Raw genomic sequence first — 23,113 nt, forward strand, 5'->3', positions numbered from 1 at the left:
GGGGCAACTCCACATGGTCTGCGGGCCGGTCGGCCTCGATCGTGGTGGCGCGCGCCGTGATGTCGTCCGGGCCGCTGTCCCGGTGCATCCCCCTGGACGAGCGCGGTTCCGGCCAGGGCCGGACAGCTCGGGCGGCCCGAAGGGCGACTTTCCCGAGTGAGTGATCGTCAAGTCACCGAGTGGCCCCGCGCTGCGAACGCGGGTCGGGAAGGCACGCCCGTGCTCAGCGTAGTCAACGAAGACGGCACCACCGAGGCCGGTTCCCTGATCGACGAGATCGTCCGCGAGGGTGCTCGGCGGATGCTGGCCGCCGCCCTGGAGGCGGAGGTGGACCAGTACATAGCCGAACTCGCCGGGCAGCGTGAGGAGGCAGGTCGCCGGCTGGTGGTCCGCAACGGCCGGCACCGGCCGCGGACCGTGACCACGGCGGCGGGGCCGGTCGAGGTGGCCGCCCCGCGCGTGAACGACAAGCGGGTCGACGAGACGACGGGTGAACGTCAGCGGTTCCCCCCGAAGATCCTGGCGCCGTGGTGCCGGAAGTCCCCGAAGATCAGCGAGGTGCTGCCGTTGCTCTATCTCCACGGCGTGTCGTCGGGTGGCTTCGTGCCCGCGACGGAACAGTTCCTGGGCTCCCCGGCCGGGCTGTCGCCGGCCACGGTGACCCGGCTGACGCAGCAGTGGACCGCCGACCACGCCGAGTTCCAGCGCCGTGGCCTGGCCGAATCCGACTACGTCTACGTCTGGGCCGACGGCGTCCATCCCAAGATCCGCCTGTCCCAGACGCACTCCTGCCTCCTGGTCCTGATGGGCGTCCGCGTCGACGGCACGAAGGAACTCATCGCGATCACCGAGGGTCTGCGCGAGTCCACCGAGTCCTGGGCCGACCTGCTGCGCGACTGCCGGCGGCGCGCGATGCGCGACCCGATGCTCGTGGTCGGCGACGGCGCGACGGGCCTTGGAGGGCACTGGCGGAGGTGTTTTCACAGGCCAGGAGGCACCAGAGGTGTTGGGTTCACAAAAACAAGGAACGTCTCTCGAACGTGCTACCGAAGTCTGCGCAGCCCGACGCGAAGAAGGCTCTGCAGGAGATCTACAACGCCGAGGACCGCGTGCACGCCGATAAGGCGGTCACCGCGTTCGAAAAGGCGTACGGGCCAAGTTCCCCAAGGCCGTCAAGAAGATCACCGGCGAGGTCTCCGAGCTGCTGGCGTTCTACGACTTCCCCGCCGAGTACTGGGTGCATCTGAGGACGACGAACCCGATCGAGTCGACCTTCTCCACCGTGAAGCTTCGGACCAAGGTTACCCGCGGCGCCGATCCACCTCAACTGATCCAGCGTTCTTGACAATTACTCCTGACGGAGGACGTCGTAGCCTACGAACTCGAACAGTCGGGTGCCGGTGCGCAGGGGTTGATGCGTGCCGGTGAACCGGTGCACGCCGACCCCATAACCGACGCCCGGTTCCGACAGCCACTGCAGTTCGAAATCCTGCCCGCCGAACCAATCGCAGATCATGGGCACTCGGTCGGGGGTGGCGCGGTTGCGGGTCCAGATGACGGTGCCGCCGGTCTTGCACAGCTGGTTGCAGGCGCCAATAGTGTGCTCGATGTCGCTGTCGGTGATGTTCCCGAAGACGCCGCAGACCAGTACGAGGTCCGCGGGGGTCATGTCCTGGTACTGATCGATGAGGGAGGCGTCACCCGTCACCACCTCGATCTGGTCCAGGCCTGCCTGGCAGGCCGTCTCCGAAGCCGCGGCGGTGTTGCGGGCGTCCAACTCGACAAGCCTCGCCCGCACCTCATGGCGGCGCGGGTGATCGGAGAGGACGTAAAGGAGGTCGCGACCGTCCCCGGCGCACAGGCTGATCACCTTCAACGGCCCGGTTGGGGCACCATCCAGAGCAGTTCGAATCTGGGACTGAACACACCGCAGCCTTCGTGCCATCCAGGAGTCGGCTACGTCGTACTTCTCGTGCCAGATGTTCCAGTCCATCGCCGCACCCTACGGCTGACCACGAGCCGCAGACGATCGAATTTCGATGACCGCAAGGCGGTCATCCACAGATCTTGACAATTACTCGCGTACTGGCCGCCGATGGTCCACCAGCTGCTGAGGTCGGTGCCCGGCGGGAGGGGGTGACCGAACAGGCCGGCCGCGTGGGCAACCGCGTCCCGGGTGACGTAGCGGTCAGCGTCGCAGTCCTGGAGGTGGCGGCGGATCACGTCGTCGTCCCAGCCCAGCATCTGGAAGAAGGCGCCGTTGGTGCCCGCCATCATCTGGGTGTAGGCGTGGGCGTCGGTCATGGCGTAGGAGGACAGGCGGGCCCACTCGCACAGGTTGTGGGGGAGTCGCTGCCCGAGCGCGATCAGCTTGTTGAGGTGCTTGATGGCCCAGCGGGCCAGGTCGACTTGAGCGACCAGGAGCACCGGCGCACCACCTTGCCATCACCTGTCGAGCTGGTCAGGGCGCGGAAGGCCCCGCGGGCGGGCGGGCGCTGCTCACGGACCTGGCGCAGCGCTTGCGCATGGGAGCCCCCGAAGACTTCCTGATAGCGGCGGGCGTCGTTGTGGCGTGCGTGAGAGGACATGGAGAACCTTCCCGCTCTGGTGCCGCCGCCGTGATCGGCGGCTGTGGCCAGGCAGGCCACAACGGCGTGCTGCGATGCCGCGGAGCAGCTGGGGCCTACTTCCCGCCTCACGAATGCGAGTGTGTTTCAGCCGGGGCACCGTCGCAGTGCTTCGAGCGGCACCGGCCTGATCAACGAACCCGACGGAGCGCAGTCACGCCGAAGCAACCTCGGGACGGGGATACGCGACGGTGCGCAGCGGCCGGTCGGGGCGGCACAGCGGGCAGGGGGCGGCGTCCTCGCCTGTCAGGACGGCGCGGGCCTGCTCGGTGGTGGCGGGCCGGGTGAGGTCGCGGGCCGCGTGGCAGTCGCCGCGGTGATCGGCGCGCTGTCCAACCGGATCCGCGGAGCCGCTGTCGACGCAATCCTCGGCGGCACGGAGAAGATCACCGAGAAGGACCTCGCCGCTGTCCCACTCGAATACAGCGTACAGCAATCGGCATCCGCCATCCGGCAGCCGGCCCGGTGACGCGACCGGGCATCCCCGAGCGGCTGACAACGCTCCCGGTGCGCGTCCGGCCTCGCACGGGAGAAGCAGTCCACTCCTACGTCCGCCGCCTGGCCATCGCCAACCACCTGCGCCCCAGCTACGTGCACGGCTTCCTCATCGGTCCACCCTTCTGGCAGGGCCGAAAGCCTCGACCAGACCGGCTTGCCGTCCTTTCCGGACTCCCCGAAGAACACCTAGCCAGGCCTCTGGTGCACCAGCCGCACTGCTCGTCCAAATCAAATACTCGGACCGGGACAAACCCGAAGATCGCCGGGCACAGCTCTTCCTGCAGATCCGGCGCTTTGCTGAAGGAAGAGGACTGCGCCTTCGAACCGTCGCAGCACACTTCAACGTCACCCGCGGAACAGTCCGTCGAGCGCTCCGCACGCCTGAACCAGCAAGAGCACACATCATCCGACGACGGCAGCCGGCCATCGAGCCGATCAAGGCGCTGATCGACCCCATGGCCGACGAAGGTCTCCTCCCAAAACAGATCTGGGACCGCCTCTACGACGACCACGGCATAACCGTGACCAACCTCGCACCGATCGTCCGCTACGTCGCCTCGCCACACTAGAGACCGACCCCAGCGGCGAAACCCAGTAGCTGCCGGGCCTCCCTCTGCCTACGGTCGGCCGCATGGCTGACGAGAGCTTCGCACATCCACGGCTCGCCGCGATCTACGATCCGCTCGACCCAGACCGCAGCGACCTCGACGCATACCTCGAAATAACACAAGAGCTTCAGGCGCATAGCGTGCTGGACATCGGCTGCGGCACGGGAGCCTTCGCGCTCCTGCTGGTCGATCGCGAGATCGAAGTCACCGGCATCGATCCCGCTGGGGCATCCATCGACGCGGCCCGGGCCAAGGCCGGCAGGGAGCGAGTGCGCTGGATCTGCGGCGATGCCACAGACCTCCCGCCACTGCAGGTCGACCTCGCAACCATGACAGCGAACGTCGCCCAGGAAATCGTCGATCCGCGGACATGGCAGAAGACGCTGCGGACAGCCCACGATGCACTGCGGCCCGGCGGGCATCTCGTCTTCGAGACCCGCAGCCCCGCCCGGCGCGCCTGGGAGGAGTGGACCCGCGAAGACTCACACAGCGTGACGGAGTTCGCCGGGTACCGGGCGCAGGACGAGAGCGAGGGAGAAGGCAATGGGCAGCAGCCGGCCGCGAAAGCGCGGGGTGCGGCGCGCCGTGGCAGTGACTATGGCCGCCGTAGGAGGGCCGGTGCTGGCGACGTGGACCGTGCCGGGCCATGCCGCCGTGCCGGCGTGCGCGGCCGGGCTCGCCGTGGCCGTAGCAGTGATCGCGGTGCTCACGGCGGTGGTGGCCGCGCTGGCGCTGGGCTCCGCTTTCGCGGGTGCGCAGCAGCAGCGCCAGGCGGCGCGCCGCACCCTGGTGGTCCTGCTGCGGCTGGCCCCGTGGTACTCGAGCCGCCGCTGAAGGGGAGTCTGTCTGCGGCCATGGCGAGCGGGCACGATCGTCGCTGAGGAGGGTCTCATGAGTGGGCCCGCAGTGGGGCATTGGCTGCCGGAGAAGCGGGGCGCGCTCGACGCTGCGTCGTGGCGCCGACAGCGGCCGTGGAAATATGCCCCAGACGGGGCGGTGCTGAGCTCCTCGGACGAACCAGGCGAAGGGGTGCTCATATGGAGGATATTTCGGAGGAGCGGTGTCGCATCGTGCAGTCGCCTCCGCCGGAGCTCGTCGCGGAGGCGGCTGCAAACCCGGGCGGGTCGGTTGCGGAGATCGACCCTGACCTCATCGGCGACCCCAACGGCTACGTCCCTGGGGAGGCCGTCCAGGGTATCTGGCGGGTCGGCGAGGATGGGAAGCTGACCGGCGAATTCGTGGAGAATCCGAACTACGGCCCGCCCAAGGATGATTTCGCCAAGCTTACAGATTCCGGGCACTGGCTGGACTGGCTCGATGAACAGCCCGCCGTTGCAGTGCGCGACTCCATCGCGCGGATCTTGGACGAACAGGTCCCTGGAGCGGTTGTGGAGTGGGTCAAGGTCCTCGACGTTCCGCGCTACCTCACCGGAGGCCGCCCCCGACGGGACGATGAGAGCCACGTGATCGTCACCCGGCCCGGCATCGCCCTCTCCTTCGCGCTCTCTGTGACCAGCCCCGGACGCAGACGGGAGATCCTCCAGGGTGCATTCTCCTGGGTCGCCGTCAGACTCGACCAGCCCGGCAATCGCAAGGACCAGGTTTGGCTCGACCTACGAGTTGATCTGGACTGGGCCGAGACGGAACTCCGCAACCGGATCTACCTCGTCGCCATGCCCCAGCCCCCGGCAACGCCACCTGAAACCCGCCACATCCGAATCTCGGGTTGATGGCTTCGTTCACGTGAAGTGGTTCTGGCACACATTCCGTGATCTGGTTACTGAGTGTTCAGGTGCCCATGAAGTTGAGCTCGAAGAGAGTGGGCTATTTGGTCTGCCTCGTCTGCGGTTACTCGCTCCTGTTCAGGTCGCCGAAGCAGATCGAAGATGCCGGGCCCACGATGCTCTGGTTGCAGATCTGCCATGCGCGGCACGATGTGGAAGTGCACATGCGGGAAGCCTTCGGCTTCGGCGAACTGCACGACGTAGGTCTTGGCGCAGCCAGTCATGCTCCGTAGGGCGCGTGAGAGCTTGACCTGCCACATCCCTAGGGCAGATGCCTCAGCGTTGGTGAGATCGTGAACCGCGGCAACGTGGCGCCGAGGCAGCAGCACCAGCCAGCCCGGCACTGCGGTGTTGATGGCGTGGGCCACCCGCCAGCGCTGGTCGTGAACCACGCACTCGCGTGGTGGCAGGTCGTCGAACTCTGCTTCCTTGCTGCATGCGTAGCAGTCGGGAGTCATCATGAACAGAGATCGTAGAACTGTGCTCTGCGAAACTCCTGTTGGCCTCAGCCACTAGTCACGCTAAGTCGCTGTTGTCGTTCCGAATTTGAGGGCGGCGTTTTCGCTGGTCAGGCATGGGTTGGGTAGTTCGGTGGGAGGTGTGGCCTGTCGGGTTGTCGCTCGCTGGGGGAGGCCGGGATGGCGTCGGTTGTCGGACTGCTGGAACGGCACGAGGTTGCTGCTCGTCGTCGGGTCGACGGGCTGCGGGAGGAGGCCGACCGGATCCACGCCGAGTTGGCCGAGGCCGAGCAGGAATGGCGGGAGTGGTCGGTCGCCCGCAGGCGAGTCGACGCGGTGCTGGCTTCCGGCGGCGATGACCAGGCGGAAGCCTCCCAAAGCTCGCGGGATGCGGTGCAATCGAGGTCACAGGTGCCTGTGTGGCGCGAAGGGCTTGCCCGGTCGGTCCTGTCGGTGGACTACCAGCGGATCGTGCAGGCACTCGCCGACCGGTCCCGGCTTCATCAAGGGCCCTTGACCTGCCAGGAGATGGCCGCGGTGTTCGGGATGGACGTGGTGCCGGCTCGGGTGGAGGCCTTGCGGGCGAAGGCGAAACGCCTGGTCGCGCGGGGATGGCTGACCGAGCCCTCACCAGGCCAGTTCACGCTGGCGAAGGGTGTTGCCGGGCCAGCCGGCGGGTCATGAGCAGGGTCATCGACCAGTAGACGATCGCCTCCGCGCTGGTGGTGCGGCGTTCGTAGTCGCGTGCCAGCCGGCGGGTGCGCATCAGCCAGGCGTTGGTGCGCTCAACGATCCACCGCTTGGGCAGGACCACGAAGCCGCGTCGGTCGTCGCTGCGTTTGACGATCTGCAGGACCAGCGCGAGGACGGCCAGGCAGTGCTCGACGAGGCTGCCGGTGTATCCGCCGTCTGCCCGGACCAGGACCAGACGATGATGCGCCTCGGTCACCCGCTGGAGCAGGACCTTCGCGGCGGTGCGGTCTCCGACGTCCGCAGCGGTGACCATCACGCCCAGCAGCAGGCCGAGACTGTCGACGACGAGGTGCCTTTTGCGGCCGTTGATCAGTTTCCCGCCGTCGAAGCCGCGGCTGTCGGAGCCGACGACCGCGTCCGCCTTGACCGACTGGGAGTCGATCACGGCGGCCGTCGGCTCGATGTCCCGCCCGGCACGGGTGCGGACCCGGTCGCGCAGCCGGTCGTGGAACTCCCCGATCAGGCCGCGGTCGCGCCAGCGGCGGAAGAACGCGTAGACCCGGTCCCATGGCGGGAAATCGGCCGGCATCGCGCGCCACTTGATTCCGTTGTCGATCAGATACCGCACCGTGTCCAGTATGGCCCGGTGGCAATACGCCTCCGGCTGACCGCCGCGGCCACGCATCCAGCCCGGCACCGGCAGCAACGGCCGGACCACTTTCCACTCCGCGTCCGTCATGTCCGACGGATACCGAGGCCGGCGGCGTTCCCGAACCGGTGTGCCAGGCAGTCACACCCCGGAGTGACCGAACTGGACGGCCCAGCCATCGACACGGAACACTCCAACACCGGGGCCTCCTGACGTTGTTCGTTGATTCGACACCATCGAACTGTTCAGAAGGCCCCACCCTTATGCACCGACCATGCCGTCACCACCCAAACGGGAACCCCGGTTCGAAGCCCACTCCCCAAGGCCGGAACGACAACAGCGACTTAGAAGTCGTCTCATTTGGAAGTTCGGTAATCTGCGGTCGTGGGGATCGTGGAGCGCCTGGTGCCAGATGAACTGTGGGAGTTTTTCCAGAGGGTCGTGCCGCCTGCGCCGTCGCGGCCGCAGGGTGGCGGCCGGCGTCGGTACGGAGACCGCGAGGTGCTGGCGGCCATCGTGTTCGTCGCCACCTCCGGCTGTACCTGGAGGCAGTTGCCGCCTTCCTTCGGACCATCGGGACCCACGGCCCACCGCCGGTTCACCGAATGGAGCAAGGCCCGGGTGTGGGCCAAGCTTCACCGCCTGGTCCTGGACGAACTCGGCGCACGCGGCGGGCTGGACTGGAGTCACTGCGCGATCGACTCGGTGAACATGCGGGCTCTGAAAAGGGGGACCTGACAGGTCCGAATCCTGTCGATCGGGGCAAGTACGGCTCGAAGATCCACTTGATCACCGAGCGGACCGGTCTGCCCATATCCGTCGGGATCTCGGGGGCGAACCTGCACGACAGCCAGGCCCTCATCCCACTGGTCTGCGGCATTCCGCCGATCCGCTCCCAGCGCGGTCCGCGTCGCCGGCATCCCGCCAAACTGCACGCGGACAAGGGCTACGACTACAACCACCTGCGCAGATGGCTCGCCTTACGCGGGATCACGCACCGCATTGCCCGCAAAGGCATCGAGTCCTCCCAACGCCTCGGTCGTCATCGCTGGACCGTCGAACGCACCATGGCCTGGCTGGCCGGATGCCGCCGTCTGCACCGCCGGTACGAACGCAAAGCCGAGCACTTCCTCGCCTTCGCCAGCATCGCCTGCACTCTCATCTGCTACCGCAGACTCACCAAATGAGACGACTTTTTAGGGGGTGTGTGGTAGAGGCGGCGCGCCTGCGGTGCGGTGCCGTCGGCGCGCTGGTGCGCACTGCGGTGCGGTCGGTGCGGTTCATCGTCCGGCGGCGGTGCGCCTACGCGATGGTGAAGCGCACCGGGTGCGCACCGGCCGGTGCGGGGTGCGCATCGAGGGCCTGGCCGACGCCGGCCGCTTCCAGCTGGCGGAGGATGTCGGCGACGTCCTCGTGGTCCTCGGTGAGGATCTGCTCGGTGAAGGCGATGACCGAGCGGGCGATGCCCTGCGCCGCGTCGGGCCCGGTCTGCTCCCAGGTGTGCAGGGTGGTGAGGAAGACCCGTCCCAGGGCCTCCAGCGCGAAGGTGTCCTCGCACGCCTCGCCGGTGTCCGGTCCGGGCAGCGCGGTGACCGGGACGACGATCTGCGTCGCGGCGTCCACGAGCAGCGCGGCCAGCCGCGGTTCGGCCGCGGCGAACTCAGCGGCGGCTTCGGTGTCGCCGGCCTGGACCGCCCGCAGGTAGGCGAAGGCGCTGATGGCCGCGTGCGGGGTCATCGGGGCGAGCGGCGCAACACTGGGCTGGGACATGGACAAGCTCCTCACGTACGGGCCGCCCCGCTGATCGAGCGCGGCCTCACCAGCGATGCTCGAACTGCGGCCCTGTGGACAGAGTGCGTGCACCGGGGAAGAGATCTCCGTCTTGCGACTGAGCGGCCTGGCGGCGTGGGGCGGGCGTCAGCTCCATGAGGCGCGGCCGACAGCAATCCCGCTGACATGAGGGCCGACCCGAGTCCAGGATTTGGGCGGCGAGCCTGTCGGTGACCGGGTAGTTTCATCCCGAATCACCCGCCAACCAGCCCATGAATGAGGACCGTTGCCCAGCGAGATGTTCCGGGTTCTGCCGTCGTTGCCCAGCAACCTGCAAGATCAACTGGACGAAGCCCAGATGGCGTTGCTCCTGGAGATCGCCACACCATACGCGCAAGGCGGTGCCTGGCCGGTCTGGCACTACGTCGTCGGGCAGATGGACAAGCGCGGCCTGGACGCCCAGGAGGTGATCGCGTCCCTTCCGCGGGTGGGTTCCTCCGGAACGCTGGGGCCGTCGTACGGATTCACCGCCGGGCACGACTGGCGGATGATCCGCGACAACGACAAGGTCGCGCTGACCGTCGCCGCCGCACTGCCGCTGGAAGGCCTGCGCGGCATGCTCGCCAACCCGTTCCTGCGCACCCTTGGCCACATGATCAAGCTGCAGCGCGAGGCCGTGCCGTCTCCCACCGAGGTCACCCAGACCTGGCTGGAATCGAAGGATCTGCTCCGCGCGATCCCCGGCATGGACCCGCGCTTCGTGGCCGTACTGCCCGAAATCTTGGGCATCGAGCCGGCGACCCGGGGCGGCAGCTCCAGCGGTCCGAACCCCGGTGACCCGTCCTGGCGCAAGGAGATCACGCGCGAGGTCCTGCGCTACGCCGACGCCCTGAACCTGACCGCGTACGTGGCGAAGGTCGGTGAACTCACCGTCCAGCAGGTCGTCAACGCCCAGCGCGCCTATCCCGGCGCGGACCTCTCAGGCGCCTACGGGCAGCAGTTCGCACTGACGCCGGCAGTAGAGGAGCAGACGGCTGTTGAGCAGGCCGAGGAGCCCGAGCCGTACGTCGACATCCGCCACATCAAGGATTGGGAGCAGGCCGCGGCCGCGGCGAAGTGGGACGTTAGCAGGCTGTCGGCGCTCGCCAACGACTTGAACGCCTGCTACGCCCAGGAGCGGCCCCTTTCCTGCCTCATGCAGATCCGAGCGATCATGGACCATATCCCGCCGCTCTTCGGACACCACCTGTTTTCGCAGGTCGCCTCCCAGTTCCCGGGCATCCGGACGGACAAGGCGTACGTAAAGGCGCTGAGCGACAACCGACTGCTGGGCGACGACGTCCTGCACCGACACATCGGCGAGCAACTGCCGCGCATCACCATGCACGAGGTGCCTGCTCGTATTTTTCTCGACGCGCTGCTGCGCGGTGTCGTCACCGTGCTGCGCACAGCAGCCGAAGAGCAGGTCGAAGTCTGATCGAGCTGGTCGTACGGCTCAGGCAATGCCGCGGTCTACGGCGGGCGCGGTTCCCAGCGGCCGGTCGGGCCGGGTGAAGTCGCGGCCAGCGTGGCAGTCGCCGCGTTGCACGATGGGGACCGGGCCGATGTGTGAAATGCGCCCCGGCTAATCGACCTTCCGGTTGCCGGGCGACGGGTCAGGGGTCATCCGTGTAGGTGTCTGGTCTGGGTCCTCCACGTGGCGAGCTTGTCGAAGGCGGCGGTGGCGCGGTCCGGGTCGCCGCTGAAGGCACCTGCGGCGATGAGGGGCCAGGCGGGGGCGATCTCCGCGCGGACGGCTGTGCTGGGGCCGTCGTTGTCCCAGCCCCACTCGCCGTCGCTGGCGAACTTGCCGTTCCAGGCGTCACCGAGGGGCTGGTCGAGGGCGATGAGCGAGGTGAGCAGTTCAAAGCGGCTGCAGGCGGCTTGGAAGGGGCGGTCGTCCGGGGCGATGGCACGCAGCGGTTCGCGTATTTCTCGGCGGAGCAACTCGGATTGCGGGTAGAGCCATTTTCCGCCGGGGTTGGGGCGGGAGATCTCGTGGATGCCGGGCTCGTCGAGAACCCGCCAGGGGTGGAGGCAGTAGGCGGAGTTGAGCGGCCGGTTCGCGTTCGAGGAGGAGGTGAAGACCGGCTCGGTCAGCAGCCGGTGCAGAAGTTGCTCACGATGGGCGAGGACGGCGGACACGCCGATGGCCCAGGTCGCCAGGAGCGCTGGGTAGTGCCGCAGTTTGTCCAGACCCTCGAAGTACGGTCCGTTGATGATGCCCTCGCGGACGAGCAGCAGTCGCTGGACGGAGTTGAGCCACCTGTCGTCGTGGAATCCGTCGTCGTGGAAGACGCCGATCGCCAGCAGGTGCAGCAGGGTGTCGGTGTCGGCGCGATAGCTGACCGCATTCGCGGCGAACTGGGCGGGGAATTCGGCGGGACTGGCGGTGGTGACGGGGTAGCGGTCTGAGGCGATGCGGCGCACGGTGTCGCTGGTGGTGCCGTCGATCAGGTCGTGGACCTCGATGCGGCGGACGGGGTCGGGCAGGGCGCGCTTGAGGCGGGCGACGGCGATGTCACGGGTGACGGGGGCGTCGGATGCGGAGTCCAGGGCGTCCAGCCGGGCGACGAGGCCGGGGAAGAGTTCGTCGGCGGTCAGGCCGGGGATGAGGGTGGCCTGGTGCTGGGCGGTGAGTCGGCGGGCGGCGTCGCCCATGGCGCCGTAGTGGGACCAGAACATCGGGTAGCGGCGCGAGCGGGTGCCCTCGACGGACTTCACCAGTGCGTGGTCCCAGTCGGCGGACCAGCCGCACACGATCAGCCCGTACTCGTCCAGCACCCGGTCGAGGAACTGCTGCTGGGCGTCGGGATAGGCGGACAGCTCATCCACGGTGTTGCGGGAGTCCAGGTCGAGGTAGTCACCGTGCAGCTTGATGACGGTGGCGCGGCTGTGAGCGAGCGGGGTCGCGCCTTCGTACCCGCCGGGCTGGTGGATGAACTGCGGGGAGATCCCGATATCGGTCAGTGCCCGCTCGGTGAGGTTGTCGAAGTTCGTGGTGACGATGACCCGCACACTGCCCCGGGCCACCAGCTGCGCGATGGCCTTGTGCGCGGCCCCGGGCACCTTCAGCCCCTGCTCGCGGTCGTCGTCGTCCGCCTCGAAGTACCGGGCGAGCTGGGCCTGCCGGGCACTTGGGGCGGGAGCGAGCGCGCCCAGAAGGGAGGAGTAGCCGAGATCGCCGTCGCCGTGCTGCGCCCACCATGCCTCGGGATCGGAGGCGGCGTCCTCGCCGGCGGTGGGGGAGCCAGGGTCCTGCGCGGTGGCGGCGCGGCGGACGAGGTCGGTGACGATGCCCCAGCCGGTCTTGACGCCCGCTCCGGTGGAGATGCCGGAGCCGAGCAGCAGCGCGTAGACGCCGGGGCTGGCGTGCACGGCAGTGGCCATGGTGACCATCGGGTCGAATGACAGGCCCGTTCCGGCCCTGGGGCTCGCTGTGAACCCTGATGCGGAAGTGGCGGTGGTCATGCTTGAGTCCCCCCTGAACCTACCGTTTGGCCGGCCCGAGCCGACCTGGAGATTCACCCTAGCATCATTATCGTCATCATGACATTAACTTGTACGTGATGCGAATCCGCAACGGATGACCGGTTTGCCCGGCCCGGTGAGACGGCGCCGCGTCATGATTGACGGCTACGCCGCTGCGATGCCCAGCGGCCGGTCCGGGCGGCAGACGGCGCAGGGTGCGGCGTCCGGGCGCGTCAGGACGGTGCGGGCCTGCTCGGTGCCGGCGGGCCGGGAGACGTCGCGCACGGCGCGGCAGTCGCCGCGGTGCACGATCCGGGCCGGGCCGACGGTGGTCCCGAAGTAGACGGGTTCCTCGATCCGCCACCGCGCCGGGACGCCGTACCGCTCGGTGGGCACGCCGTCGTAGGACTGCCCCTCGATGGGCTGGCAGGCGCCGGCTGGCGCGCGGAAGTCGACCGCGGCCGGGACCGCCAGGAGCCGGCCCCGCTCGCTGCCCTGGCTGGGCAGGTGGATCTGCAGGTCGAACCACCACGACGTATCGGCCTCCTGGCGGCGGCCCTTCACCACGGCGAACAGCACCTGGTGGTCCGGGAGCTCCACCTTCACCAGCGGCCCGTCAGCCTGCGGCAGCGCCGCCTCCTGGTCCTGCTGCTGGTCCTCACCCATGGAACGAATGCTAGTTCGATTCCCTGGTGGAACGCGCGGCGGAGGAACTGTGGAACGCGGGCGCGCATCCGCTGCCGGGGGTGTTCCACGGAGGCCGCTGGTGCAGGTCGCGGGCTCGGAGCGCTGGAAAGCGGTGGACCGGACGGGCGGCTGCCCGGGGCGGATACCGGAATCGGTGGGGAACAGGGATAACACCGCTAATAGTCATGAACACCAATGGAACGGTGGGGGAGGGTGGGGAACGGCGGATACCGCGCGCCCCCGGTTCGGTGGCCGCCCCCTGGCCCTGGCCCGCCGGACGTGGCGTTTCCCCTGGACCGCTCCTGCTGCGGCCGTCGATCAGGCCGCGGACAAGGGGTGGTTTTCCACGATGGCGCCTGCCCAGGCGCACGCGGCATCGCTTTCTGCCGTGCGCACCGGGCCGCGCCCTCCATCCGGGGGGCGCGGAGCCGACCGGCAGGAGAAGACCACCGTGACGACCCACGCCCACCCGATCCCCGAGCCGCCCGAGCCGGCCCGTACCGGCGCAGCCCGCCTCTCCGCGACCCCGCGTGCGGTACCCGAACAGGGGCACACCCACGGGCCCGCTCACGGGCACTCGGCCGGACCCACAGCCGACGCCGATCCGCAGGGCGTTGTGCCTGCTCGCAAGGGGGGTCCCCGCTTCGCACGGGGCGGCGACTCCTCTTGTGTCCCTGCTTCCACCGAATACGGGGTGGAGCACGGTCTGCGGATCCTGCAGCTGCTCGCCTGCACCCGGGTCGCCACGCCCCACCAGCTCCACGCCTGGCTGACCCCGACGGCCGCTGACACCAGCACCGTCCGCAAGCACCTGCGCGCCCTGGCCAGGGATGGCCTGGCGGCCGCGAACACCGAGCGGCGGCCGCACGTGTGGTTCCTGACCGGTGCCGGCCTGAGTGAGGCGCGCCGCGCGGGGCTTGCCGAGCACCGCACCACGGCGGTGACCGGCGAGCACGTGGCCGCCTCCCCGGCCTACGCGCACGCCCTGGCCGTCACCGACACCGCCATCGCGTTCTCCCGCGACCCCCAGCCGAACACCGGGACCGGTGCGGCGGTGGGCGAGGTCGGCGACTGGGAGGTGGAAGTCGCCCACCCGCTCGGCTCCGGCGGGCTGCTGATCCCGGACGCCGTGCTGCACCTGCCCTACCAGGACCTGCCGCACCTCTTCGTCGAACTGGACCGCGCCACGATGTCGATCGGCAGGCTGATCAACAAGGTCGCCGCCTACGACCGCTACCGCTACTTCACCCACCGGCCCGCCGGCCCGCGCACCCCCCGCCCTGCCGGGGCGGGACCTGCCGGGCTACCGGACTGGTTCGCCCGCTATCCCCGGGCCGGGGCGGAGCACAAGTTCCCGCCGCTGCTGATCGTCCTGGCCGACAAGAAGAAGGAGACGCTGGACAACCGGGCCGCCGACGTCCTCGCGGGCATCGCGGCCCTGCGCGGCATCCGCCGGCGCGAGTTCGCTGTCGGCGTCACCACGCTCCCCGAGCTCCAGGAGCATGGTCCCCTGCGCCCGGTCTGGCGCGGCGCCACCAGCGCCACCCCGCTGCGCCTGGCCGCGCTCATCAACCGGCGGGAGCACAACGGATGACCGCCGGCCCAGCCGGGCAGGCCGGTGAGGCGCGAGGGCCGCTTCCCTGAGCTGACCGACACCGTCCGGGAGGTCCACGTCTGCCCGGCCTGGCCGCCGGGTGGGGCGGTCCGGTGTGACGATCGGCCCGGCGTCGCCCGTCCCGGTCCGGCTGGCCGGTAGCCCTTGACCGCCGGCGCCGTGTCGCGGGACGGTCGGTGGCGCAACTATGCGCAGCCAACTCGACACAGGAGAGCGCCATGAGGTTACGTTTCGTCGGGATCGACCCGAACACCGGCGGCGAGGGGTCGCCGACGGTGTGGGTGGAGCAGGAGAGCGCGGACCTGGTCCTACAGGGCGAGGAAGCCGACAGCTTCCTCCAGTCCCTGGTCGGCTCCACCGAATGGGTGGCCGGCCACGAGACAGGAATCCCCGCGCACGAGCGGGTGATCCGGATCCCGGTCCGCATGGTGGCGATTCTGAGGGAGGCGTGCGATGCTGCGGAACGCGCAGCAGCTGGACACCGCGACGTTCGCTGAGCTGCTCGCCGGCACCCATCGCACGGCGGTCCATCTGGAGATGCGCGACGTCTACGCCGTCGGTGACGAGGCCGACGACTACGCCGCGTTCCTGCGGACCGGCGTCCCGAACCTCGACCCGGGCCGCTCGTTCTGGCCGCAGTGGATGCCGCTCGTTCAGGGCGCGGTCGCCCGCGGCGTGGTGATGCGCCGCGCGCGGATCGTATCCGAGCCGGTCACCGACTACATCCGCTACGAGCACGCCATCACCGTGCTCAACCTCCAGGCCGGCGAGGACGTGCGCTGGCTGCCCCGCCGCCGCGCGTCCGACATTCCGCTGCCCGGCAACGACTTCTGGCTCCTGGACGGCGAGCTCGTGCAGTTCCACCACTTCACCGGCACCGGCGACTGGGCACCGGACGGCAAGGAGCGCACCGACGCCCCGGGCGCCGTCGCGCTGTGCGCGGCCGCGTTCGAAGCGGTGTGGGAACGCGGTGTTCCCCACGAGAAGTTCGCCGTCTGACCCCGCCGGCCGCACGCGAACATGACCGCCTCTCCCTCTTCCAGCGCCCAGGGTGCCCGCGTGGCGCTCGCGGTTCGCTTGCAGCACCTGCGCAAGGACGCCGGCCTGACCGGGCGGGAGCTGTCCGCCCGGTGCGGCTGGCACCCGGCCAAGACCACCCGCCTGCAGAAAGGGGAGACCGCGCCCACCGACGCGGACATCCGCACCTGGTGCGCGGCCTGCAATGCTGACGACCAGGCGGACGATCTGATCGCCACCGCCCGCGCGGTCGACTCGATGTACCTGGAGTGGCGCCGCCTGCACGGCAACGGCATGCGCAAGGTCCAAGAGGGCTGGAACACCCTGCACGAGCGCACCCGGGTCTGCCGCGTCTACGTCTCCAACGTGCCGCCAGGCTTCTTCCAGACCCCCGGCTTCGCCACCGCCCTCATGAACCAGATCACCGCGTTCCAGGGCACCCCGAACGACGTCGCCGAAGCGGTCGCCGCCCGGGTGGCCCGCTCCCGGTTCCTCTACGAGGGCGGACACCGCTACGTCGTGGTCATGGAGGAGTCCGTCCTGCGCTTCCGCACCGCCGACCCCGACGCCATGCGCGGGCAACTGCGCCACCTCCTGGCCGTGATGCCGCTGGCGTCCGTCTCGCTGGGGATCATCCCGTTCACCGCGCAACGCACGGTGTGGCCGCTGGAGGCGTTCTACCTCCACGACGACGACGTGGCGGTGGTGGAGACGCTGACCGCCGAGATCAAGGTGACACAGCCGCGGGAACTGGCCGACTACGCCAAGGCGTTCGCCGGCCTGGCGGAGATGGCGGTGTACGGGGAGCCGGCCCGCGCGCTCATCCAGGCCGCGATCGACACCCTCGGGTGAACCTCCGCAATTTCCCGCAACTTCGTTGAGAACCGTCCCGGACTCTGCGTAGCGTCAATGTCACTGACGGACCACCGGCCGGGAAGGGCGGGGTCGCATGCGCACACCCGCGGACACGGACACCTGCACCACCACCCAGGACGCGGAGGGCCGCGGTCCCCGGCCGCCGGCCTACGGAGTTCCCTCGCCGGACCTGCTCGCCCGCGCCGACCGCGGCTTCGCCCGCTTCCTCGAGCACGTCGACGACCAGGAAGACCAGGACGACCAGGACGGCGGCGGGCAGGGGTGACCGCCGGCCACGTGAGTGAGACCGCCCCCGCCAGCCCGGCCGCCCCGCACAGCACGGCCACGATCCTGTACGACCCCGAGGGCCTGATCGAAGCGCAGCTCCCGATCGACCGCGCGCCGTACGAGTGCCTCGTCAAGGCCGTCCTGGCGTGGACCGGCCCGGACACGCTGCAGGAGCGCGACTACGAGCAGATCGCCCTCCAGCTGACCGCCTGCGCCCGCGCGGCCGCCGCCGACGTACGGCGCCGCGCCGACCAGCTGCCGGCCGACAGCGGCCGCCGGGCGCTCGCCGACGTCGTCCTGCGCGACGCCGAAGCCAGGCTGTCCGCGACGCTGGAGGGCACCGTGCGCTGTGTCCAGCACCGCGCCCGCCTGGTCCGCGCCCTCTACGAACGTCTGGACCGCCTGGAGGCCGCGCCCGCCGACAGGGTCACCTGAGCCGGCCGGGCGCCGCAGTGGGCCGACGCCCGCCGCGCAGACCGGCCAGCAGCTGGCGGCCCGGTGCCGTCGGAGTTTCCCGACCCCTGCCCGGTGCCGTTCGGCAACGGAGTAGGCAACGGACTGCGCAACGGGGTACGCAGCGGACTAGGCAACGGCCTGCGCACGCCGTTCTGTCAGAGCTGCTTCGAAATGGGCCTCTGACCTGGGGTAGTGATGTCTCCGGTTCCGCTTCCGGGCGCTGACATCCCCTCTGTGCCCCTCTCCTTGTCCTCAGCCCTTGGTGATGGAGGGTGGGATCAGGACTGCGGACAGGGCACCTCGGGGAAGCGGCATCGGTTCGCGTCTCGGCGGCCTGCCCCGCAGCCGCCGCCGTGGACCGTACGCCGCAAGCGCCGGGAGGTCGCGTCCGGTGTCTCGAATACGCCAGAGACCCACCGGCTACCGTCTGGCCACACCGAAGATTGGGCGTGTGCCATCGAACTTTGATCACGCGGGCCGGGGAGCGTCCTAAAGATGGCGCGGCAAGCCGATTTACGCTGTCCCAGGAGTGCGATCGGGGCTGCGGCGGCGGGGGCATCGGGTGGGGTGGGAGCTGGGGGTGGCCGGCCTCGTGGTCGGGATGCTGATAGCTGTCGTAACCGCGCCGGTTGGAGTATCCGGGGCGGTGTTCCTCCTCCCGGTGCAGCTCAGCGTCTTCGCCGTGCCCAGCCCGGCCGTCACGCCCACCAACCTGCTCTACAACGTGATAGCGGGGCCCGGCGCCCTGCTGCGCTACCGGCGCAACGGCGCCCTGACCGGACCACTCGTACGCCGACTCATGTTGGGCACACTGCCGGGCGTGGTCCTCGGAGCGGTCATCCGCGTGTTCGCCCTTCCCGGCCCGCGAGTCTTCCGCCTCCTGGTCGCCACGCTGATGCTGCCGCTCGGTATCTGGCTCATCACCCGGACCCTGTGCCCCATGCCCGCGGAGATCCGACGTCCCGAGCCTGCCCCCCGGACGATCACCGCCCTGGCGCTCGCGGTCGGGGTTGTGGGCGGCATCTACGGCATCGGCGGCGGCTCGATCCTCGGCCCCGTCCTCGTCGGCCGCGGCGTTCCCCTCGCCAAGGTCGCTCCGGCCGCACTGGCCTCCACCTTCGCCACATCGCTGGTCGGCGCCTCCACCTACGCCCTGCTGTCCCTGGCCCACAGCGGCAGCGTCGCCCCCGACTGGTTCCTCGGCCTGGCCTGCGGCCTGGGTGGTCTCGTCGGTGGCTACTTCGGCGCCCGCCTTCAGCCGCGCCTGTCCGAGACCTTCCTCCGCCTCCTGCTTGGCATCCTCGCCACCGCACTCGGCACCGTCTACGCGATCAACGCACTGCGCTGACCTGCTCGATCAACGAGTGCAAGGCGGGGGGTGCAACGCAGCATCAGCGTTTCACCACTGATCTGCGAAGGTGCCCCTCTGAGCGTGGACGGGGCGAGTGTTACACCCCGCGTTACGCCATGGGCCGGCCGCAGCCGATAGCCAGGAGACCGGCGGCAAGAGAGCGTGCAAGAGGCCGTTCAAGTGGCCATGCAAGACAGCGTGCGAGAGACCATGCGCACCGATTCGCCGGGGCCATCCTGGAAACAGGTCCTGACCTGGGGCTTTGATGTCGGGTGTGCCAAAGCGGCATGCCGACTTCCCCTCTATCTCACCCCTTCGCGCCCGCCAGGAAATGGAGGCGGGCGCGTGTGGAGCGGGATTTCGGGGTGGGGGCGTGGGCGGGCTGATGTCCCGGCGTCCGGTTGTGCCGGCCGCCGCGAGAGGGCTGTGCGGCAAGCGGCGCGGCCGCAATCCCCGGGCACCCCGGCGCAGCTGCTGTACGCCATGTCGAAGGTGCACCGTAGCGAGCTGGGATGTCAGAGGTTGCTGAGACACTCCTGGGCATGGCACTGCGGTCACCGATCTACCTCGACGCCGAAACTCTTCTGTCTCAGGCGGAGTACTACGACATCGACGTCCCTCGACAAGCGGAGATCACCGAGAAGACCGTTCGAAGGCAGACTGGTGGTGGCAAAGCCGGCATGGGCGGGTTCGCGCTGGAGGGGTCCAAGGGAACCGACGTTGAGTCCCAGTCGACTTACAGTCTCGCCCCGAAGCAGAAGGCCACCTTCAGCAAAGTTATCGACGCGCTGATCAACGATGCCGATGCAGTCAAGGTCGACCCGGACGGCGAGACACCCCTCATCAGGGACGACCTGGTTCAGATCGAGGGGACGACGCGGATCACTGCGGCCAGTTTGGCCGGGAAGATGTTCTTTATCCTTCGACGGCTGATGGACACCGTAGACGCCGATCTGGACAGCCTCCGCAACCTCGACGTCAACGACCTGCCGTTCGCCGAGCAGCTTCAGCAGGTGTACCTCCGGAACGAGCTTCTCCCCATCCCGATCCTGTTGGAGCTGAACGGATCGAACCTGCCGCAGAAGGTCTACATCAACGTGCCGCCGGACCACTTCCTTGGCGAAGCGTCAGCAAACCGCATCGAGGGCGAACTACGCGTCCTGGGCAGTGTCAGCAGGCTGATCCCGGAGGGAGCTGACGGTTACCTCAGCGCTGAGCAGTGGCTTCTCCACGACTGGGAGCACATGATGCGGCGCTTCCTGATGACCGGGGTAGACGATCTTGTGCGAGAGCTGGTCAGTCACTTCAATCTCGACCTCCCTGCTGAGGATGTCCACGCCTACATCGCCGGTCCGGCCATCATCGTAGACGCGATCGGGCTCTACTGATTCGCGGGACACCCTCCGAACTTCGGCGGAGCCGCTTCTCAAGCGGCGCCGGTTGTGACGCTCAATATGCGCGCAAGCGTGGCCGCTGCCGGAGGAAGCTGGCGGTGAAGTTCCCCCCTGATCTTGGACAGCGGATGCTTAGTGCCTGTGTCTGAACCTCGGATTTGGGTACCTTTGGGTCCTAGGCTGAGTGGATGCCAGATGGCGTCAAGGAAGTCGCTGAGCGGTTCTGTGAGGGCTGCGGGAGGCGGCTGTCGTCGGAGGCACCTGCTTGGACGAGGTTCTGTTCGTCTGCTTGTCGTGGCAGGAAGTGGCGGCAGGACCAGCGGTTTCGGAAGCGTGTGGCTGCGGAGTTGAGTGGGGTCGGCCTGGTCGAGTGCCCGGAGTGCGGGGCGAGGTGGGTCGCCGGGGTGGACCGCCGTTCGAACGCGGTCTACTGCTCGCGGCGGTGCGTGACGAGGGCCTGGCGGTCCCGGAAGTAATCGTTCGCTGAACGGTCACGGTGACCGCAACGCGAACGCATCTGGAACCCAGCTTCGTTCACTTAACGGACAGTTGTGGTCGTTCGTTGTGATCTTAGGATTTTCGGTCCGACTCTCGGTTGCAGATGCGGGCCAGGTCTTGCCGCGGCCGAGGGCCGCGCCCTGGTCCGCGGGTGGGTGGTGAAGGCCATGGCCGAAGAGATCACGACGGCCGACAAGGTCGGCAGCGTCAGTCCGGCCCGCTATGCGGAGATCGTGGCTGAACTGCGGAATCTGGTGGAGACCGCCAGCCGCATCCAGTTCACGATTGGTGACTACGCCCTCGAAGTCGAGCCGATGCGCGAGTCCGGCGGCCAGGAACGAAGCGATGGGCTGTTCACGGTCAAGGACTCGCTGTTCCGTCTCGCCGAGGACATCGGCGTCTCCTACAAGTCGGTGAGCGACAACCGCTGGGTCGCATCCAGGTGGCCGGAGGACCGACGGGTTACCGGGGTGTCGTTCACTGTCCACCGCATCTTCGCCGGGATCGCGGACGAGGACGAGCGGTTCGCAGTGATCCTCACCCCGCCCGAGGGCAGGACCCGGTGGACCCCGGACGAGGCCAACCGGCGGGCCGGCCGCCAGGTCGTCAAGCCCGTCACCCCGCAGGAGAAGGTCTCCGCGATCCACACCCTTGCCAAGGACGAGGCGGTCGCCGCCACCGTGACCGGCGACCTGCTGCGCAGGCCGACCGTGGTTGCCCAGGTCAGGCAGGAGGACAAGGTCCGGGCCGTCGAGGAACTCACCCGGGATGAGGACGTCGCGGCGACGGTGACCGGGGACCTCCTGCGGCGCCCGGCAGTCGTCGCCCAGGTCAAGCAGGCCGACCGGGTCCGGGTGGTCGCGGAGCTGACTCGGGACGACCACGTCGCGGCGGAGGTGACCACCGGCCTGCTACGCAGGCCGGATGTCGCCTTCAAGGCGATGTCCGACGATTATCCGGACTACGGGTTGGCTGCTGCCTGATCTCGATGAGGCCAGGTCCGCAGCGGTACGCCTGGATGGGTCGTTCTGCAGACGGGCTACTCGTGATGACCGCCGTACCGGGCCGTGCCCCGGGTCAAGAGTGGTGTGTGTGCCTGGTTCGCGAGACCGACGGGATGATCGCTGCGGCAGAATCAGATCCATGGCCACGTCAACTGATCCCGCTGCTCTGTATCCCGACGTTGCTTTGGAAGGGAGCCTCGCCGCGGCGCTGCGAGCCGCCGCAATCAAGGACGGCTTCTCGGTCCCGTTCACCGCCTCGGAATCCGACCTGCTACGTCATGCCTCCGTCGCGAGCACCGTTCCGCAACGGACGATCTTGGAGATCACCGCGTGGGTAGCCGAACGGCGGTGGTCAATCCGCGGCTGCGAGTCATTCCAAGACATGGCGCTGATCGACGGAACCACGCAGGACCTGGCCCAGGTCGCCAGGGCGGCGCAAGCCTGGCACGACGGGGCAGCGCTGACCGACATCTCCCGAGCCGCGTCGTTCGTGCACCTCACCGGCCGCTTCGAGGTGGCCGACCACGATCCGGTGCGACTGGCCGAGTCCGAGTGGCAGCACCTGCTCACGGAGGCAGACGAGGTGGACTGGCCCGAATATCGCGCGCTCGTGAAGGCGGCATACGCCGAACCGGCACTGCGGGGGCTCTACCCGTTCACGAGCCACTGGACGCTGCGATTCTCCACCAGTACCCGCCCTCGCCTCACGGTCATTCCGCTCTGCCTGGACGCACATCGGGACAGCCGCTACACCCTCAGTGCCAGCATCATGGGTGACGTCCTTGTCGACACGATCACGGTGGCAGACGCCGTGTCGACAGCCCTGCGCCATCTGCCCTCCGGCCTTGGCCCTGTCACTTCTGGAGCCGCCTGAGAAGCGTTTGGTCTCGGGTGGAAGGATGACGTGCATGCACTTGCCTCAACCTGATGATCTGACCTCGCTGGTCCTTCGCACCGACTTCAGCAGCGAGGCGGCATGGGAGACGGTGCAAGCAGCGATCGACGGCTCGGGCGACTACCGGAACGCGACTTTTGTCAGTGACTCCTCCTTCACCGATGTCAGTGTTCAGACGTTGGTCGACGCGGATGCTGCCGCTGATGACGACGACAAACTGTGTTATGTGTTCCTCGCTGACGCGACCACCATGACCAGCGAGGAGCATCCACTCCTGGCTGTCGACCTGTATGACGAACCCGGCCGGACATTCCGGGTCCCGCCCCGTTGGTACGCCGATGTCTCAAACAACCTGACCATCGCCAACATGGACTTCTCCGAGTTCGCCGACGCCACCAACGAATCGGACACGTACTACGGCTTCGAGGACGGCTAAGCACGCACGGCGATTTTCGC

24 protein-coding genes and 1 pseudogene are annotated in these 23,113 nt (G+C 68.6%); 17 read left to right on the plus strand and 8 right to left on the minus strand.

Annotated elements, in window-relative coordinates; genetic code table 11:
* Positions 1 to 219: 219 nt before the first annotated feature.
* Positions 220 to 1,312, plus strand: a pseudogene (locus OG702_RS35025) (IS256 family transposase); the annotation flags it as partial.
* A gap of 36 nt (positions 1,313 to 1,348) precedes the next feature.
* Here the strand turns inward: OG702_RS35025 and OG702_RS35030 are convergent.
* The 3 genes from OG702_RS35030 to OG702_RS35600 all read right to left on the minus strand — a co-directional run bounded on the left by OG702_RS35030 (position 1,349) and on the right by OG702_RS35600 (position 3,126).
* A complete protein-coding gene (locus OG702_RS35030; protein ID WP_327293000.1) occupies positions 1,349 to 1,993 on the minus strand; it encodes a class I SAM-dependent methyltransferase in 645 nt (214 codons plus the stop codon).
* A complete protein-coding gene (locus tag OG702_RS35035; protein ID WP_327293001.1) occupies positions 1,957 to 2,427 on the minus strand; it encodes a hypothetical protein in 471 nt (156 codons plus the stop codon). Before OG702_RS35035 ends, OG702_RS35030 begins: the two co-directional genes overlap by 37 nt.
* Positions 2,428 to 2,781: 354 nt before the next feature.
* Positions 2,782 to 3,126 carry a DUF6233 domain-containing protein gene (locus OG702_RS35600; protein WP_442814679.1) on the minus strand — a complete coding sequence of 115 codons (345 nt, stop codon included), beginning with the start codon at positions 3,124 to 3,126 and terminating at the stop codon, positions 2,782 to 2,784.
* Between the two features lie 630 nt (positions 3,127 to 3,756).
* Between OG702_RS35600 and OG702_RS35045 the strand changes: the two genes are divergently transcribed.
* On the plus strand, positions 3,757 to 4,614 hold the full coding sequence (locus OG702_RS35045; protein ID WP_327293003.1) for a class I SAM-dependent methyltransferase: 858 nt from the start codon (positions 3,757 to 3,759) through the stop codon (positions 4,612 to 4,614).
* A 156-nt stretch (positions 4,615 to 4,770) separates the two neighbouring features.
* The gene (locus OG702_RS35050) at positions 4,771 to 5,463 is read left to right on the plus strand and encodes a hypothetical protein (RefSeq protein WP_327293004.1); all 693 of its coding nucleotides are present in this window, start codon (positions 4,771 to 4,773) and stop codon (positions 5,461 to 5,463) included.
* A gap of 47 nt (positions 5,464 to 5,510) precedes the next feature.
* On the opposite strand, the gene OG702_RS35055 is transcribed toward OG702_RS35050, so the two are convergent.
* On the minus strand, positions 5,511 to 5,978 hold the full coding sequence (locus OG702_RS35055) for an HIT family protein (RefSeq protein WP_327293005.1): 468 nt from the start codon (positions 5,976 to 5,978) through the stop codon (positions 5,511 to 5,513).
* Positions 5,979 to 6,155: 177 nt separating this feature from the next.
* On the opposite strand from OG702_RS35055, the gene OG702_RS35060 reads away from it, so the two are divergent.
* Positions 6,156 to 6,659 carry a hypothetical protein gene (locus OG702_RS35060; RefSeq protein WP_327293006.1) on the plus strand — a complete coding sequence of 168 codons (504 nt, stop codon included), beginning with the start codon at positions 6,156 to 6,158 and terminating at the stop codon, positions 6,657 to 6,659.
* Here the strand turns inward: OG702_RS35060 and OG702_RS35065 are convergent.
* Positions 6,616 to 7,407 carry an IS5 family transposase gene (locus tag OG702_RS35065; protein ID WP_327293007.1) on the minus strand — a complete coding sequence of 264 codons (792 nt, stop codon included), beginning with the start codon at positions 7,405 to 7,407 and terminating at the stop codon, positions 6,616 to 6,618. The genes OG702_RS35060 and OG702_RS35065 overlap by 44 nt on opposite strands.
* Before the next feature lie 303 nt (positions 7,408 to 7,710).
* On the opposite strand from OG702_RS35065, the gene OG702_RS35070 reads away from it, so the two are divergent.
* Positions 7,711 to 8,504 (plus strand): IS5 family transposase gene (locus OG702_RS35070; RefSeq protein ID WP_442814762.1). Its coding sequence is split into 2 segments (ribosomal slippage): positions 7,711 to 8,040 and positions 8,043 to 8,504, totalling 792 coding nucleotides; the frame shifts between segments, so codons are not numbered across the junction.
* A gap of 115 nt (positions 8,505 to 8,619) precedes the next feature.
* On the opposite strand, the gene OG702_RS35075 is transcribed toward OG702_RS35070, so the two are convergent.
* Positions 8,620 to 9,087, minus strand: a complete 468-nt coding sequence (locus OG702_RS35075; RefSeq protein ID WP_327293008.1) for a hypothetical protein — start codon at positions 9,085 to 9,087, stop codon at positions 8,620 to 8,622.
* Positions 9,088 to 9,373: 286 nt separating this feature from the next.
* Between OG702_RS35075 and OG702_RS35080 the strand changes: the two genes are divergently transcribed.
* Positions 9,374 to 10,564 (plus strand): hypothetical protein, encoded by a 1,191-nt coding sequence (locus tag OG702_RS35080; RefSeq protein ID WP_327293009.1) that lies wholly within the window; start codon positions 9,374 to 9,376, stop codon positions 10,562 to 10,564.
* Positions 10,565 to 10,749: 185 nt separating this feature from the next.
* Here the strand turns inward: OG702_RS35080 and OG702_RS35085 are convergent, their stop codons facing one another.
* Both OG702_RS35085 and OG702_RS35090 read right to left on the minus strand, forming a co-directional pair.
* Positions 10,750 to 12,516 carry an SIR2 family protein gene (locus OG702_RS35085; protein ID WP_327293010.1) on the minus strand — a complete coding sequence of 589 codons (1,767 nt, stop codon included), beginning with the start codon at positions 12,514 to 12,516 and terminating at the stop codon, positions 10,750 to 10,752.
* A 246-nt stretch (positions 12,517 to 12,762) separates the two neighbouring features.
* Positions 12,763 to 13,263 (minus strand): DUF6233 domain-containing protein, encoded by a 501-nt coding sequence (locus OG702_RS35090; protein WP_327293011.1) that lies wholly within the window; start codon positions 13,261 to 13,263, stop codon positions 12,763 to 12,765.
* A 715-nt stretch (positions 13,264 to 13,978) separates the two neighbouring features.
* On the opposite strand from OG702_RS35090, the gene OG702_RS35095 reads away from it, so the two are divergent.
* The 11 genes from OG702_RS35095 to OG702_RS35145 all read left to right on the plus strand — a co-directional run bounded on the left by OG702_RS35095 (position 13,979) and on the right by OG702_RS35145 (position 23,093).
* Entirely contained in the window at positions 13,979 to 14,878 is a 900-nt protein-coding gene (locus tag OG702_RS35095) for a replication-relaxation family protein (RefSeq protein ID WP_327293012.1), read from the plus strand.
* A gap of 239 nt (positions 14,879 to 15,117) precedes the next feature.
* Entirely contained in the window at positions 15,118 to 15,396 is a 279-nt protein-coding gene (locus tag OG702_RS35100; RefSeq protein ID WP_327293013.1) for a hypothetical protein, read from the plus strand.
* The gene (locus OG702_RS35105; RefSeq protein WP_327293014.1) at positions 15,353 to 15,898 is read left to right on the plus strand and encodes a DUF6879 family protein; all 546 of its coding nucleotides are present in this window, start codon (positions 15,353 to 15,355) and stop codon (positions 15,896 to 15,898) included. The genes OG702_RS35100 and OG702_RS35105 overlap by 44 nt, the downstream gene beginning before the upstream one ends.
* A gap of 21 nt (positions 15,899 to 15,919) precedes the next feature.
* Complete coding sequence (locus OG702_RS35110) at positions 15,920 to 16,768, plus strand: helix-turn-helix domain-containing protein (RefSeq protein WP_327293015.1); 849 nt, start codon at positions 15,920 to 15,922, stop codon at positions 16,766 to 16,768.
* 97 nt (positions 16,769 to 16,865) lie between these two features.
* Positions 16,866 to 17,057 (plus strand): hypothetical protein, encoded by a 192-nt coding sequence (locus tag OG702_RS35115; RefSeq protein WP_327293016.1) that lies wholly within the window; start codon positions 16,866 to 16,868, stop codon positions 17,055 to 17,057.
* Positions 17,058 to 17,068: 11 nt separating this feature from the next.
* Positions 17,069 to 17,494: a restriction endonuclease gene (locus OG702_RS35120; RefSeq protein WP_327293017.1), complete on the plus strand. Its 426-nt coding sequence runs from the start codon at positions 17,069 to 17,071 to the stop codon at positions 17,492 to 17,494.
* A gap of 583 nt (positions 17,495 to 18,077) precedes the next feature.
* Positions 18,078 to 18,863, plus strand: a complete 786-nt coding sequence (locus OG702_RS35125; protein ID WP_442814680.1) for a sulfite exporter TauE/SafE family protein — start codon at positions 18,078 to 18,080, stop codon at positions 18,861 to 18,863.
* 545 nt (positions 18,864 to 19,408) lie between these two features.
* Entirely contained in the window at positions 19,409 to 20,254 is an 846-nt protein-coding gene (locus tag OG702_RS35130; protein WP_327293018.1) for a DUF6414 family protein, read from the plus strand.
* Positions 20,255 to 20,925: 671 nt separating this feature from the next.
* Positions 20,926 to 21,741, plus strand: a complete 816-nt coding sequence (locus OG702_RS35135; RefSeq protein ID WP_327293019.1) for a DUF6192 family protein — start codon at positions 20,926 to 20,928, stop codon at positions 21,739 to 21,741.
* Positions 21,742 to 21,901: 160 nt separating this feature from the next.
* A complete protein-coding gene (locus tag OG702_RS35140) occupies positions 21,902 to 22,636 on the plus strand; it encodes a DUF6193 family natural product biosynthesis protein (protein ID WP_327293020.1) in 735 nt (244 codons plus the stop codon).
* Positions 22,637 to 22,670: 34 nt separating this feature from the next.
* The gene (locus OG702_RS35145; protein WP_327293021.1) at positions 22,671 to 23,093 is read left to right on the plus strand and encodes a DUF6924 domain-containing protein; all 423 of its coding nucleotides are present in this window, start codon (positions 22,671 to 22,673) and stop codon (positions 23,091 to 23,093) included.
* Positions 23,094 to 23,113 lie beyond the last annotated feature (20 nt).

Source organism: Streptomyces sp. NBC_01198, from assembly GCF_036010485.1.
Lineage (GTDB): Bacteria > Actinomycetota > Actinomycetes > Streptomycetales > Streptomycetaceae > Actinacidiphila.